A 13,717-nucleotide genomic window follows, 5' to 3' on the forward strand; every position below is an offset into this window, starting at 1 on the left:
CCGATGAGCAGTGCCAAGCGTGTCCTGATCGTCGAAGACGATGTCCACATCGCCAATCTGCTGCGCATGCATCTGCGCGATGAAGGCTATGAGGTCACCCATGCCGCCACCGGCGACGAGGGCCTGGCCTTGCTGGAGGCGCAGCCGTGGAGCGCGCTGGTGCTGGACCTGATGCTGCCCGGCGTGGACGGCCTGGAAATCTGCAAGCGTGCCCGCGCGATGACGCGCTACACCCCGATCATCATCACCAGTGCGCGCGCCAGTGAAGTGCACCGCATTCTTGGCCTGGAGCTGGGTGCGGACGATTATCTGGCCAAGCCCTTCTCGATGCTGGAACTGGTGGCACGCGTGAAGGCGCTGCTGCGCCGTGTCGAGGCGATGGCGCAGAACGCACGCATCGACGCTGGCGAGATCGAGGTGGCCGGGCTGCGCATCGACCCGGTCGCACGCACGGCACTGGTCGACGGCCGGCCCCTGGAACTGACCCCGCGCGAGTTCGACTTGCTGTACTTCTTCGCCCGTCATCCGGACCAGGTCTATTCGCGGATGGACCTGCTCAACCAGGTCTGGGGCTATCAACACGACGGCTACGAGCACACCGTCAACACCCACATCAACCGGCTGCGCAACAAGATCGAGCGCGATGCGGCCAGCCCGCAGCGTATCCAGACGGTGTGGGGGCGCGGCTACAAACTGGTCGATGGCCACGAGGGGGCAGACACATGATCCGCCTCACCTTGTCCCAGCGCCTGTCCGCGGTGTTCTTCGCGCTGTTGCTGCTGTGCTGTGGCGCACTGGTCTGGATCCAGATGCGCAGCACCACTGTGCATGAGCAGGAAACCGTGCAGCGCCTCTCACGCGGGCTGGCCGAGCACATCGCGCGCAGCGGCGAGTTGATGGATGGTCGCGGCATGCGCAATGGTGAAGTGCGCGCTTTGTTCGGCAAGCTGATGGCGGTCAACCCGAGCGTGGAGGTGTATCTGCTCGATGACCAGGGCCGCATCCTTGGCCATGACGCGCCGGACGGTCACCTCAAGCGCAGCCGTGTCGATCTGGCGCCTGTGCAGGCGCTGCTGCGCGACGAGCCGTTGCCGATCCTCGGCGATGACCCACGCAGCGCGACCGGCCGCAAGGTGTTCAACGCGGCGCCGCTGTGGGTGCAGGGGCATCAGGCGGGCTACATCTACGTGGTGCTGGTCGGTGAACAGCGCGAGGCGCTCGCCGCCAATATCGCGGCCAACAGTACGCTGCGCACCACGTTGTGGTCGCTGGCGATCGTGGCCGTGGTGGGGCTGCTGGCTGGCCTGGTCGCGTTCCGCTGGGTGACCCGCCCGTTGCGCCAGCTGACCCGGCGCATCCAGTCCTTCGATGTGGATAGCGCTACCCCGGACGCCGCGCCGCCACCGGCACCGGTGCGTCCCGGCGAGCGCGACGAACTGGCGATCCTGCAGCACAGCTTCGGGCACATGGCCCAGCGCCTGGGCGAGCAGTGGCAACAGCTGCGCCAGCAGGATCTACAGCGGCGCGAACTGGTCGCCAACATCTCGCACGATCTGCGCACGCCGTTGTCGTCGCTGCACGGGTATCTGGAAACCCTGGCGCTCAAGGACGCCACGCTCAGCGCCGAGGAGCGCCAGCGCTATCTCTCCATCGCCTTGTCGCAGAGCCACAAGGTCGGCCGGCTGGCCCAGGCGCTGTTCGAGCTGGCCCGCCTTGAACACGGCGGCGTGGTGCTGGACCGCCAGACCTTCTCGCTGCCCGATCTCGTGCAGGATGTGTTCCAGAAGTTCGAGCTGGCGGCGCAGTCGCGTCGGCAGACGTTGAGTGCCGACATTCCGCCGGGCGTGCCGCCGGTGATCGCGGATCTGGCGTTGATCGAGCGGGTGTTGACCAACCTGCTCGACAACGCGATCCGCCACACGCCCGAGGGCGGACGCATCACGGTGACACTGCGCGCGGCCAGTGGCGAGGTGCAGATCAGCATCGCCGACAGTGGTCCGGGCATCGCCCCGGAGCGGCGCGACACATTGTTCACCGCCATGCCGGCGCTGGGCAGCCAGCGGCCGGACAGCGGCGGGCTGGGCCTGCTGATCGTGCATCGCATCCTGCAGCTGCATGGGCGCGATATACGCCTGCTGGAGAGTCGCGAGGGGGCGCTGTTCGTGTTCTCGTTGCCGGCCGCGCGCTGAGCGCCCGCGGGAGCGCGTCAGGCATCTGGTAGCAACAGCCGGAACCTTGCACCGCCGAGAACCGAGTCGCAGACGTCCGCGCGGCCACCGTGTTTGATGGCGATGATATGGACCAGGGCCAGCCCCAGTCCGAAGCCATCGGGGTGCCGCTGCAGCTGCACGTACGGCTGGAAAATGCGTTCGCGGTCTGCCGGGGCGACGCCAGGTCCGTCATCGTCCACGGCGATGACCACCCATTGCTCGACCGTGGATGCGCTTACCACCACCTCGCTGGCCGCATGGCGGCACGCGTTGCCGATCAGGTTGCCCAGTGCCAGCAGCAGCGCATCGCGGTTGGCGACGAGGGTGCGTTGATGCGAGGGCAGGAAGCGCAGGCGCCGCACCCTGCCGCCGGGCGGAAGACGCTGGTCGAGCGCGTCGAACACCTCGGCAACCTCCAATCGTTGGGTGCTGATCCGCAGGCTGCGCCCGAACTGCGCATAGGTCACGCCAGCCGAGGCAAGTTGCTCCAACCGGGTGACATCGGCTTTCAGACCCTCGAGCAGTTCAGTGCCTTCCGGGTCCTCGTCACCTACCTGCATCATGGCCAGTGCGAAACGCATCCGCGCCAGCGGGGTGCGGGTTTCGTGCGCAACCGCCTGGGACAGGATCCGCTGCCCTTCCATGACGTCCTGCAGTTGGGTGGCCATCCTGGACAATGCTTCGCGCAGGGGTCGCACCAGGTGCGTGCCGACCGCCGGTGCACCGACGGCGAGGTCGCCCTGCTGTATCGCCAGCGCCATGTGGCCCAGCGCATAGACATCACGCCAGAGCCGATACACCAGAAAATAGAGCGGCAGTGCGATGGCGATGACGAAAATGCCGACCATTACCAGCGTGTCCACGCTCGGGCTGTCGTACCAGGCGACATCGGCCTTGTCGGGTTTGGAGAAATCGCCCAGCACCAGCACCTCGCTCGAGCCAGGCAGCCGCTGATAGCTGAAATGGGCATCGTCGGTCACCACGAGTCCCCCCTGTTCGAGATGTTGCAGCGATTGGGGATAGAGCGTGTGCGGTGCCTCGGCCATTGGTATCACCCGCACTGGGTAGGCGAACTGCGTCTGCAGCAGCCGGGTCAGTTGCGGCCATTGCGCCTGCGGGGTATCGGCATAGCGAGCCTGCAGGAGATGATGGATGCCTTGCAGCTGTGTGCGGATCTGCTGGTCTTCGCCCTGCTCGGTGAGCGCGGCCCATAGGTACAATCCGGAGCCGATAAGGATGAGGTAGGCCAGTACGAAGCCCAGGCAATAGCGCAGGAAGAGGCGGAAATGCCCGGCGTGGTGAATGGCCGTACCAGAGGACGCCATCGGGTCAGTCCCACCCGGCCCGGTTGAACAGATAGCCCTTGCTGCGGATCGTTTTGATGCGATCCGGCACCTCGCCCAGGTCGCCGAGCTTGCGGCGCAGCCGTGAGATGCGTGCATCTATCGAGCGATCCAGTCCGTCAAATCCGATGCCGCGCAGGTCGCGCAACAGATCGTCCCGGCTGAGTATCGTTCCGGCGCTCTCGGCCAGGCACAGCAGCAGATCGAATTCGGCCGTCGTCAATTCGATGCGTTTGGACTGCAGGGTCACCTCGCGGATATCGCGCTCGATGCGCAGCTGCCCGAAGCACAGCGTCGGGCGGGTCTGTCGTTGGCCGCTGTCGCGACGCAGATGCGCACGGATACGTGCCAGCAGCACGCGCGGCTCGATCGGCTTGCCGATGTAATCGTCGGCACCCAGCTCAAGCCCCAGGACCTGATCGATATCATCGGTACGGGCGCTCAGCATGCATATCACGCCGGGATAGCGGGGACGCAGCGCTGCGCACACCGCAAAGCCATCGATGCCCGGCAGGGTCACGTCGAGCAGCACCACGGCCGGATCCAGCGCAGGAATCCGCTCCACGGCACGCTCGCCAGTGAGTTGATGCAGTACGTCATAGCCGTGTCTGGCCAGATAGCCGCTCACCAGCCTGCCCAGACGCTCGTCATCCTCCACCAGTACGATATCGACCATCGCTGCATCGCCTGCCTGACCTGACGCGATCGTAAAGCAGTACGGCAAGGCATCGCCCGTCACACGCACTGCGGTGGGCCGTTCGTGAGCCGTGGTGCCGCCACGCTGAAACAAAGGACGTCAATTGGTGCAGACAACGACTGCCCGTGGCGTATACAGCAGCTTCAGTGGTGCGGCGATGGATCCGGGACGGACACTGCTGCAGTGTCGCATTCTGCACGTTGTCACGCGCGGTTACACACAGTCGACAACGGTTTCGACAGGCACACGCGCACGCCACTGACATGCGGCCGGCAGGGATCCACGCTGTGTACTCCCAACCACGGAGTCACCCATGTACATCAAGCGTTCCCTCATTGCCCTGTCGCTCGCCCTGGTCGCCACCACCGCCCACGCTTCTTCCCCTGATCGCGAAGGTGCCTATGTTTACGGTGGTCTCGGCAAGACGCACGTCAAGTCGAAGACCCCTGCAGCGGACGTGGTGCCCGGTGAAAAGCGCAAGCAGAGCGATTCGGGGACCAGCTACGCCAGCGGCGCCGGATATCGCTTCGGGCCATTCCTGGCCGCAGAAGCTTCGTTCGAGAACACACTCAAGAACAGCCGCAGCAAGGACGTGTCGCGACTGACGAACCGCTCGCTCAATGTCGGCGGGCTTGCATTGCTGCCGATTGGCGACCGTGTCGAAGTGTTCGGCAAGGCAGCGGTCGGCAGTCGCCAGCAGAGCTTGGCCCCGCCCAAGAACGCGGTGGGGGATACCAAGCGAATCCGCCAGAGCAAGTTCGGCGTCACGCCCAGCGTCGGTGCCAACGTGTACCTGACCGAGGCACTTGCCGTGCGCGCGGAGTACAGCATTCCACAGTCGGTCAACAAGAAGGTGACGCAGGCCTCGGGGGACGAAAAAATGCGCCTGAACACCTGGAACGTGGGTATGTCCTACCGCTTCTGATTCGAGCGACCGCCGCCGATCCGTGCGGATCGGTGGCGGCTTCCCAAAGTGAGCGGGTGCAGTGCCGCGCGCTCACATCCCGGTAGGAGAAAGACCCATGAGTGGTATCTGTGGCGCGGTCCTGCGTCCTGGACGGTGCGCAGCGGAACTGTCGCAGCACGTGCAAGCCATGAGTGTGACACCACGCCATCGTGACAGCGTGCCACCTGCGCCCTGGTGTGAAGAGGATGACGGCGTGGCACTGGCCCAGTTGCACGCCGGCCCGGCGCGGCATGGCTCGCCCCGCAGGTCCCGGTGCGGGCGCTACGTGCTGTGCATGGATGGCAGGTTGAACGTGCGCACCGCCCTTGAGCGCGAGTACGCCACGAGCGTCCATCCAGGTGCGGATGATGCGACCCTGCTGTTGCTGTCCATCGCGGCGCGCGGGGTGCAGCGTACGCTGCACGATTGCGATGGCACGCTTGCGCTGGCGGTATGGGACTGCCAGGACAAGGTGCTCTGGCTGGCCCGCGACCGGGTGGGGGCCCGTCCGCTCTATTACGGGTGGTGCCATGGCGACGTGTTGTTCGGCTCCAGTGTTACATCGCTGCACGGCTATCCCGGCTTTCAGGCGCCCATCAGTCGCGATGCACTCACCCTGTTGCTTCGCTATGGCTACATCCCCGCCCCGCACAGCATTCAACAGGGCATTTTCAAGGTTGCAGCGGGCTGCGTGGTCCGTCTCAACCTGGCCGCGCGCGAAGCCGGCGCAACTGCGCATGTCGATCACGCAGGAGGTCGCCGCTACTGGGATGCCCGAGAGGACATGTGCGCCGCGATCGACGAGCGGGCCTACTCAACACTGAGTTTCGACGATGCGACGGGAAAACTGGAGCTGCTCCTGCACCAGGCTGTCTCGCGATGCAGGCCTCACGGCGCTCCGGCGGCTGCATTTCTTTCCGGCGGGACCGATTCATCGCTGGTGACCGCCGTGCTGCAGTCCCAATCCACGCTGCCGGTGGAGACCTTCACGGTCGGCTTCGATGATCCGCGTCATGACGAATCGGACTGGGCGGATCAAGTTGCTGGACGCCTGAGGACGCGGCACACCCGGCACATCCTGCGTTGGAACGAGGCTGCGGCGCTGGTGGCGTCCCTGCCGGACGTCTGGTGTGAGCCCTTTGCCGATGCCTCCCAGATGCCGACGCTGCTCGCGTGCGCACTGGTCGCCAAAGACCACAGCAGCGTGTTCACCGGCGATGGGGGCGATGAACTGTTCCATGGCCATGGGGCCTATCAGCGGGCCCTGCGTAATGCGGCCTGGACGGCGCGCATGCCTGCGCCCTTGCGGCGGATGCTGCAGCAATGGCCGCAGCGTGACGGCGAGCGTGCCCGGCTGGGTGGATGGCCCGCGCTGCGCTCGGAGCTGCAGGCAGACAGTCTGGAAGCACATTACCTGCTGCGCGTATCGCGTTGGCGCGATCCCTGCCGTGCCGTGCTGCATGCAAGTGAGCCTCTTACGCTCTTTACCGACTGCCAGCGCTGGCTCCCTGCGGGCGATCCGGCCGACCGCGTCCAGTACCTGGATTTCATGATGGATCTCGGCAACGGGATCATGACCAAGATCGATCGTGCCGGTGCCGCGCATGGGCTGGACACGCGCTCGCCACTACTCGATGCCGCCGTCGCACGCTTTGCCTGGTCGCTCCCCAGCCCGCTCAAATACGCCGGTGGCGAGCACAAGCGCATCCTCAAGCGGCTGTTGTGCCGGCATCTGCCGGAGCACCTGGTCCACCGTCCGAAAATGGGCTTCGGGCCACCCGTGGCGGCCTGGCTGGCCGGCCCACTGCTTCCGTGGGCCGACGCGCTGCTCGACGAGGAACGCCTGCGCCGGGAGGGGTACTTCGATGCGGCCGTGGTCGGGCGTATCTGGGCCGAATTCCGTGAGGGGCGGCGCAAGTGGCACACCCACCTGTGGCCGATCCTGATGTTCCAGGCGTGGCTGGAGCGCCATCGGCGCGCCATCGCCGAGGCCTGATCGCCGGCAAAAAAAAAGACCCGACAGAGGGAGGGTTCTGTCGGGTCTGGGATTGCGTGGGGGGAGGGACCCACGCAAATTCGATGTTGTCCGGCTCAGCCGCGGGTCTTGCCTGCGCTGGGCGTGGCGTCCGCGAACGGCTGCCGGGCGAGTTCGCCGAAGGCTTCGGAGGCCTTCAGCCCCAGGCCGGCCACTTCCTGGCTGGCGCTGGTCCAACGGGCGAGGTTGTCACGTGCCAGTTGCGCGCCTTTGGGCAGCAGCGACTGCAGCGTGCCAGCATCCTGTGACTGCACCATTTCACCGAAGAACCCGCTGGTGGCGGTGATGTTCTTTTCCAGCGTCTTCAACTGCACCCCGAACATGCTCTCGGCATTCTCCAGTGCGAGCCGGTTGGCACGCGTGGCCGTGGCGGCCAACTGGCGGGTGTAGTCGCTGAAGGAATCGGTGAACGCGGACGCCATGGTCAGGACGGCTCGAGAACGTTGATGCAATGCAGCATACGCCGAAAATATTGCATTGCAACATTCCGTTGACCGTTGTCGTCCGGATTCAGTGGAATGTTTTACATATCAATGGGTTGCGCAGTGTTTCGGGCGGTAGCTTATGGCCCGGAGCCGGCCAGGGGCCGGCACTACCGCGCCGTATGATGCCCGCGTGCCATCGGATCAGCCGCGGTAGCGGCAGCCGGAGGTGCAGGTCTCGTGCACGGTGACTTCGCTCAGCTCGGGCAGGGCCGGCTTGAGTTCGTCCCAGATCCACATCGCCAGGCGCTCGCTGGTCGGGTTTTCCAGGCCGGGGATGTCGTTGAGGTAGTGGTGGTCCAGACGGTCGTAGATCGGCTGGAAGGCAGCTTTGACGTCGCCGAAGTCCATGATCCAGCCGGTCTGCTCGCCGGGCTCGCCTTCCACTTTGAGTTCCACCCGGAAGGAGTGGCCGTGCAGGCGCGCGCACTTATGGCCCACCGGGACGTTGGGGAGGTGGTGAGCGGCCTCGAGGGTAAAGACTTTGAAGATTTCCATGGCCGCATTGTAGCGGTGGGCTGGGGCTGCAGCAGGGGTCGGGCGTTAATTGTTGCTAACGAAAACATTTCCATCCGGATGAAGAGATGTTAGTTTCTCTTATATCCGTATGAAGAGATGTTATTGGCCGTGGTTCAGCCAGGCATGGACTACTGCGGAACTTGTCGTCCACCACCCCACTGAAGTTCATGCCCAAGCACACTCTTCTTGTAGCGGCGTTGTCCGTCGCTCTGGCAACGCCTTTGACCGCGTTCGCCGACGCCGCCCCCGATGCCGCCGCCGCCGGCGACAGCAAGACCCTCGCCGCCGTGCGGGTCACCGGGTCCAACATCAAGCGCACGGATACCGAGTCGGCCAACCCGGTGCAGGTGATCGAGCGCCAGCAGCTGGAGGAGACCGGCAAGGCCACCGTCGCCGACCTGCTGCGCTCGATCTCGGCCAACACCGGCAACGCCGCCAACGAAACCACCAACAACGGGTGGGCCTCCGGTTCGGCCGGCATCGGCCTGCGCGGCCTGTCGCAGAAGAACACGCTGGTGCTGCTCAACGGCCGCCGGCTGGCCAACTACGGCTTCCCGGCCGGCGGCCTGTCGGACACCTTCGTCAACCTCAACGCGCTGCCGCTGGTTGCGGTCGAACGCATCGAAGTGCTCAAGGACGGCGCCTCGGCCGTGTACGGTTCGGATGCCGTGGCCGGCGTGGTCAACATCATCACCCGGCAGAATTTCGAAGGTGCCGAACTCGGTGGCAGCCTGGGCACCGCCGATCAGGGCGGGCTGGACGAGCAGAACCTGAAGTTCATCGGCGGCATCGGTGATCTGGACACGGACGGCTACAACATCCTGGTCAGCCTGGAAGGCTACAACCGCGAGCGCCTGGACCAGGACCAGCGCGACCTGACCAAGTCCGGCATCTACACCGACAAGCCCGGCGGCCGCTGGAACGGCTGGTCGGCCAAGGGCGCACGCTATCTGGTCAATGGCACGTCGGTACCGATGCTCGATGCCAGCGGCAACTGCCCGGACGGCACCACCCTGGTCGCCAGCGCACCGATCGACGGCCTGGCCGGCAACACCTGCGGCTTCAACCAGGCGCCTTACACCACCCTGATCCCCTCGACCAAGCGCTACCAGGCCTACGTCAACGGCACCTTCCGGGTGAACGACAACGTCGAAGCGTTCGGCGAAGTGCTCTACAGCGACATCAAGGGCGTCTCCTGGTTCGGCAGCAGCCCGTTCTTCACCCTGGAAAGCGGCCGCTTCGCGCTCAACGCCGATACCGGGCTGGCCGAGCCGGTGTCGTCCAACCTGCCCGCCAGCAGCCCGTACAACCCGTATGGCCGCGCGGTGCCGATCGAGTACACCTTCTTCAACCTCGGTGCGACCATCAAGACCAACCGCTCGCAGGCCTACCGCGGCCTGGTCGGGCTGCGCGGCAGCCTGCAGAACTGGGATTGGGAAGTGGGTGCGTTCGGCGCCCGCAGCAGTGAGCGCGAGACCGTCTCCGGCGGCTTCGCCAACCGCTATGCGCTGGCCGATGCGCTCGCCACCGGCAGCTACAACCTGCTCAATCCGTCGGCAACCTCGCAGGACGTGCTCAACGCGATCAACATCAGCACGCTGCGCCCGGCCGAGTCGGTGCTGCAGGGCGTGGATGCCAAGATCTCCGGTGCGATCGGCCATACCTGGGCCGGCGAGATCGGGTTCGCCGCCGGTGCCGAATGGCGCCGCGAGAAGCTCGATTCCAACAACCCCTGGCAGATCGACGCGGGCCTGCAGATCCGCCCGGCGATCGCCGAGGTGCACGGTGAGCGCAAGGTCACCGCGGCCTATGCCGAAGTGAACGTGCCGCTGGCCGACCGCCTCGAACTGCAGGCCGCGGCGCGTGCCGATCACTACAGCGATTTCGGCGATGCGTTCTCGCCCAAGCTGAGCCTGCGCTGGCAGCCGTGGGACATCCTGCTGGTGCGTGCCGCCGCCTCCAAGGGCTTCCGCGCGCCGTCACTGTCGGAGAACTCCAACAGCACCAGCATCGCCTACGGCAGCGTGATCGATCCGCGCGACCCGGACGTGCCGGGCTCGCGGCAGAACCCGACCTTCTTCACTGTCGGCAACAACGATCTCAAGCCCGAGCGCACCAAGAGCTTCAATGCCGGCATCGTGCTCTCGCCGTGGTCCAACACCAGCCTGAGCGTGGACTACTACCGCATCGAGCTGGAAAACCTGGTGGGCACCAACAACACCCAGACCCTGGTCACCGACAACGTGCCGGGTGCGGTCAGCCGCGATGAGCGCGGCAAACTGCTGGCGGTGTTCAACCGCTACCAGAACCTGAGCGAGCTGAAGACCTCCGGCTTTGATGTCGAACTGCGCCAGCGCTTCCCGACCACGCAGGCCGGCGACTTCGGCCTGAGCACCGCCTTCACCCACGTGCGCGACTACAGCCGCCCCACCGTGGTCGGTGGCCCGCTGGTGGATTACGCCGGCAGCAACCTCGGTGCCACCCTGCCCAAGAACAAGGCCACCACCACCTTCGACTGGAGCTATGGCGACTTCCGCACCGCGCTGACCTGGTACTACACCAGCGGATACGACCAGAAGGCCAGCGCCGCGGCCACTGCCGTGCAGGATCGGGTGGATGCGTACAACCAGTTCGATCTGTACCTGGGCTACACCGGTATCGACAAGCTGACCGTGTACGCGAAGATCCAGAACCTGGCCGATGAGGAACCGCCGTACGACGCCTCGTTCCCGGGCATCCGCGCGCCGTACGACTTCAGTCAGTACGACCTGCGTGGTCGCTACTTCACGGTCGGCTTCGACTACCGCTTCTGACCTCATCCACTGCACCGGAGCGTGCGTAGCCACAGGGCCGGAAGGAACCGGCCCGTCTCTCGGGGAATCGCTGTGTCTTTGCAACGTCGTCTGTTCTCTCCCATCGCCTGGGTGGCGCTGGTGCTGTCTGTGTTCGCTGCGCCTGTCTCCGCGCAGAGCGCGTACTTCTTTCCGGGCAGTGGTGATTTTGATCCCGCCGTGCCCACGCCCCAGCAGTTTCTCGGCTATGAGATCGGCAGCCGCTATACGCGGCACGACCAGCTGGTGGCCTACTTCAACGAACTGGCCAAACACTCGGACAAGATCAAGGTCGAAGAAATCGGCCGCAGCTACGAGGGCCGCCCGCTGCTGATTGCCACGGTGACCTCGGCGCAGAATCTCCAGAACCTGGACGCGCTGCGCCGCCAGCACGTCACCCTGGCCGATCCGGCGCAGCCGCTCTCGGCCGCCGGCAGCAGCCCGGTGGTGGTGTGGCTGGGCTACAGCGTGCACGGCAATGAAACCTCCAGCGGTGAAGCGGCGATGCTCACCGCCTACTACCTGGTCGCCAGCCGCAGCGCGGAGACCGCGCAGTGGCTGCAGCAGGCGGTGGTGCTGTTCGATCCGGCGCAGAACCCGGATGGGCGCGACCGCGCGGCGAGCTGGCACAACGCCTATGCATCCTCGCCTGCCTCGGCCGATCCGGCCGACAAGGAACATGTCGAACCGTTCCCGCAGGGCCGCACCAATCACTACTTCACCGATCTCAACCGCGACTGGCTGGCGCTGACCCAGCAGGACACGCGGCCGAAGATCGCCTATTTCCACCAGTGGTACCCCAACGTCCAGATCGATTTCCACGAGATGGGCAAGGACAGCACCTACTACTTCGAGCCGTCGCCGGCGAGCATGCACAGCCCGCTGATTCCGGCGGCATCGTATGACTTCAACAAGACCCTGGCCAAATACCACGCCCAGTCGCTGGATGCACTGGGCTCGCTGTATTACACCGGGGAGAACTTCGACAACTTCTCGCCGGTGTACGGCTCGACCTACCCGGACTTCCACGGTGCGGTCGGCGTGACCGTGGAGCAGGCCAGTTCCCGCGGCCGCGTGCAGGAATCGGTCAATGGCCTGCTGACCTTCGGCTTCACCATCCGCAATCAGGTCGCCACCGGACTGGGCACAGTGCGTGGCGCAGTGACCGAGCGCGACGGGCTGCTGAAGCTGCAGAAGGAGTTCTTCCAGTCCGCACTGAAGCAGGCCAACCAGCAGCCGGTGAAATCCTTCGTGTTTGGTGATGCCGCCGACCCGGGCTTGACCCAGCGGCTGCTGGATCTGCTGCTGCAGCACCAGATCACGGTGCAGGCGCTGACCGCCCCGGTCACCGTGGATGGGCTGCGCTTCGAGCCGGGCAGCGCGTACGTCGTCCAGGCCGCGCAGCCGCAGTTCCGCCTCGTGCATTCGATCTTCGCCGACACCCCACCGATCAAGGGCGATGTGTTCTACGGCAGCACCTCCTACGCGATCGCGCCGGCCTACGGCATCGCCTTCGCCGCGAGCCGCAGCCGGATTGCCGGTGGCGAGCGCGTGGCCAGCGTGCCGGCCGCCAACGGTGGCGTGGTCGGCGGTCAAGCGGGCTACGCCTACGTGTTCGATTGGCGCGATTACAACGCCAGCCGCGCGCTGTATGCACTCCAGGCCAAGGGTGTGTTGACCCGTGCGGCCTTCCAGCCGTTCACCGCAGCCACCGCCCAGGGCGAGCAGTCATTCGGCTATGGCAGCGTGGTGGTGCCGGTCGCGGGCCAGCCGCTGGCCGGTGCCGAGCTGCTTGCCGCGGTCGATGCGGTCGCACGCAGCAGTGGGGTGCACATCCAGGCGCTGTCCAGCGGGCAGAGCCGTGGTGGCATCGATCTGGGCAGTGACAGCGTCAAGGCGCTGCGCAAACCGGCGGTGGCGCTGGTGATGGGCGAGGGCGTCAGTGCCACCGAGATCGGCTCGGCGTGGTTCCTGCTTGATCAGCACGTGCAGTTGCCGGCCAGCAAGATCGACCCGGCACAACTGGGCAAGATCACGCTGGACCGCTACACCACGATTGTCCTGGCCGGCGGTACCTATGCCGGCGTGGACGCCACCGCCGTGGCGGCGCTCAAGCGCTGGATCAACGCCGGTGGCTCGCTGATCACCTACGGCACGGCCGCGCGCTGGGCGATCGAGCAGAAGCTCAGCGACGAAGTGCTGGGGCCGGAGGAGAAGGAACCGGAAGCCGCCCGACGTGCGTTCGGCGATCAGCGCGACATCGCGGCGATCGAACGGGTGAGTGGCAACATCCTCAGCGCGGACGTGGACAACACGCATCCGCTGGGCTTCGGCGTACCGCGTCGGCAGCTGGCGGTGAACAAGGAAAACGGCCTGAGCTTCCAGCCCAGCCGCAACCCCTTCTCCACCGTGGTGCGCATCGACGAGGCGCCCAAGGTCAACGGTTACCTCTCCGAGCGCAACCGCAGCCGGGTCGCCGGTGCCGCGTGGCTGGTGGTGTCGCCGCAGGGGCAGGGCAATGTGGTGCTGTTCGCCGATGATCCGGCGCACCGCAAGTACTGGCACGGCACCGAGCGCCTGCTGTTGAACGCGATCTTCTTCGGCAACCAGCTCAACCCGACCAAGCCGCGCGGCTGACACCCCGGGTACCGGTA

At 65.7% G+C, this 13,717-nt stretch carries 10 protein-coding genes; 6 read left to right on the forward strand and 4 right to left on the reverse strand.

Annotated features, from left to right (window positions below; genetic code table 11):
* Nucleotides 1–3 precede the first annotated feature (3 nt).
* On the forward strand, nt 4–726 hold the full coding sequence (locus ACW6W5_RS07155; RefSeq protein ID WP_152153060.1) for a response regulator transcription factor: 723 nt from the start codon (nt 4–6) through the stop codon (nt 724–726).
* On the forward strand, nt 723–2,189 hold the full coding sequence (locus ACW6W5_RS07160) for a sensor histidine kinase (RefSeq protein ID WP_152153062.1): 1,467 nt from the start codon (nt 723–725) through the stop codon (nt 2,187–2,189). Before ACW6W5_RS07155 ends, ACW6W5_RS07160 begins: the two co-directional genes overlap by 4 nt.
* 17 nt (nt 2,190–2,206) lie before the next feature.
* Here the strand turns inward: ACW6W5_RS07160 and ACW6W5_RS07165 are convergent, their stop codons facing one another.
* Nucleotides 2,207–3,535, reverse strand: a complete 1,329-nt coding sequence (locus tag ACW6W5_RS07165) for an ATP-binding protein (protein ID WP_193222810.1) — start codon at nt 3,533–3,535, stop codon at nt 2,207–2,209.
* A gap of 4 nt (nt 3,536–3,539) precedes the next feature.
* Nucleotides 3,540–4,229 (reverse strand): winged helix-turn-helix domain-containing protein, encoded by a 690-nt coding sequence (locus tag ACW6W5_RS07170; protein ID WP_152153066.1) that lies wholly within the window; start codon nt 4,227–4,229, stop codon nt 3,540–3,542.
* A gap of 334 nt (nt 4,230–4,563) precedes the next feature.
* On the opposite strand from ACW6W5_RS07170, the gene ACW6W5_RS07175 reads away from it, so the two are divergent.
* Together ACW6W5_RS07175 and ACW6W5_RS07180 are read left to right on the forward strand one after the other, a co-directional pair.
* Nucleotides 4,564–5,175, forward strand: a complete 612-nt coding sequence (locus ACW6W5_RS07175) for a porin family protein (protein WP_152153068.1) — start codon at nt 4,564–4,566, stop codon at nt 5,173–5,175.
* Between the two features lie 97 nt (nt 5,176–5,272).
* Entirely contained in the window at nt 5,273–7,192 is a 1,920-nt protein-coding gene (locus tag ACW6W5_RS07180; RefSeq protein ID WP_152153070.1) for an asparagine synthetase B family protein, read from the forward strand.
* 95 nt (nt 7,193–7,287) lie between these two features.
* Here the strand turns inward: ACW6W5_RS07180 and ACW6W5_RS07185 are convergent, their stop codons facing one another.
* A complete protein-coding gene (locus ACW6W5_RS07185; RefSeq protein WP_152153072.1) occupies nt 7,288–7,653 on the reverse strand; it encodes a phasin family protein in 366 nt (121 codons plus the stop codon).
* A 204-nt stretch (nt 7,654–7,857) separates the two neighbouring features.
* Nucleotides 7,858–8,211 (reverse strand): 6-carboxytetrahydropterin synthase QueD, encoded by a 354-nt coding sequence (gene queD, locus ACW6W5_RS07190; RefSeq protein ID WP_152153074.1) that lies wholly within the window; start codon nt 8,209–8,211, stop codon nt 7,858–7,860.
* Between the two features lie 188 nt (nt 8,212–8,399).
* Here queD and ACW6W5_RS07195 point away from each other — a divergent pair, with 188 nt between their 5' ends.
* Complete coding sequence (locus ACW6W5_RS07195) at nt 8,400–11,045, forward strand: TonB-dependent receptor (RefSeq protein ID WP_152153115.1); 2,646 nt, start codon at nt 8,400–8,402, stop codon at nt 11,043–11,045.
* Between the two features lie 72 nt (nt 11,046–11,117).
* Nucleotides 11,118–13,700, forward strand: coding sequence for a M14 family zinc carboxypeptidase (locus tag ACW6W5_RS07200; RefSeq protein WP_428999835.1), 2,583 nt, complete (start codon nt 11,118–11,120; stop codon nt 13,698–13,700).
* Nucleotides 13,701–13,717 lie beyond the last annotated feature (17 nt).

The sequence above is a fragment of the Stenotrophomonas sp. IS26 genome, from assembly GCF_054188265.1.

What these genes read in the sequence shown, in the direction of transcription:
- ACW6W5_RS07175 (WP_152153068.1), top strand. Translation starts at nt 4,564, where the DNA reads ATGTACATCAAGCGTTCCCTCATTGCCCTGTCGCTCGCCCTGGTCGCC.
- ACW6W5_RS07165 (WP_193222810.1), bottom strand. Translation starts at nt 3,535, where the DNA reads ATGGCGTCCTCTGGTACGGCCATTCACCACGCCGGGCATTTCCGCCTC.
- ACW6W5_RS07180 (WP_152153070.1), top strand. Translation starts at nt 5,273, where the DNA reads ATGAGTGGTATCTGTGGCGCGGTCCTGCGTCCTGGACGGTGCGCAGCG.
- ACW6W5_RS07170 (WP_152153066.1), bottom strand. Translation starts at nt 4,229, where the DNA reads ATGGTCGATATCGTACTGGTGGAGGATGACGAGCGTCTGGGCAGGCTG.
- ACW6W5_RS07195 (WP_152153115.1), top strand. Translation starts at nt 8,400, where the DNA reads ATGCCCAAGCACACTCTTCTTGTAGCGGCGTTGTCCGTCGCTCTGGCA.
- ACW6W5_RS07155 (WP_152153060.1), top strand. Translation starts at nt 4, where the DNA reads ATGAGCAGTGCCAAGCGTGTCCTGATCGTCGAAGACGATGTCCACATC.
- queD (WP_152153074.1), bottom strand. Translation starts at nt 8,211, where the DNA reads ATGGAAATCTTCAAAGTCTTTACCCTCGAGGCCGCTCACCACCTCCCC.
- ACW6W5_RS07160 (WP_152153062.1), top strand. Translation starts at nt 723, where the DNA reads ATGATCCGCCTCACCTTGTCCCAGCGCCTGTCCGCGGTGTTCTTCGCG.
- ACW6W5_RS07185 (WP_152153072.1), bottom strand. Translation starts at nt 7,653, where the DNA reads ATGGCGTCCGCGTTCACCGATTCCTTCAGCGACTACACCCGCCAGTTG.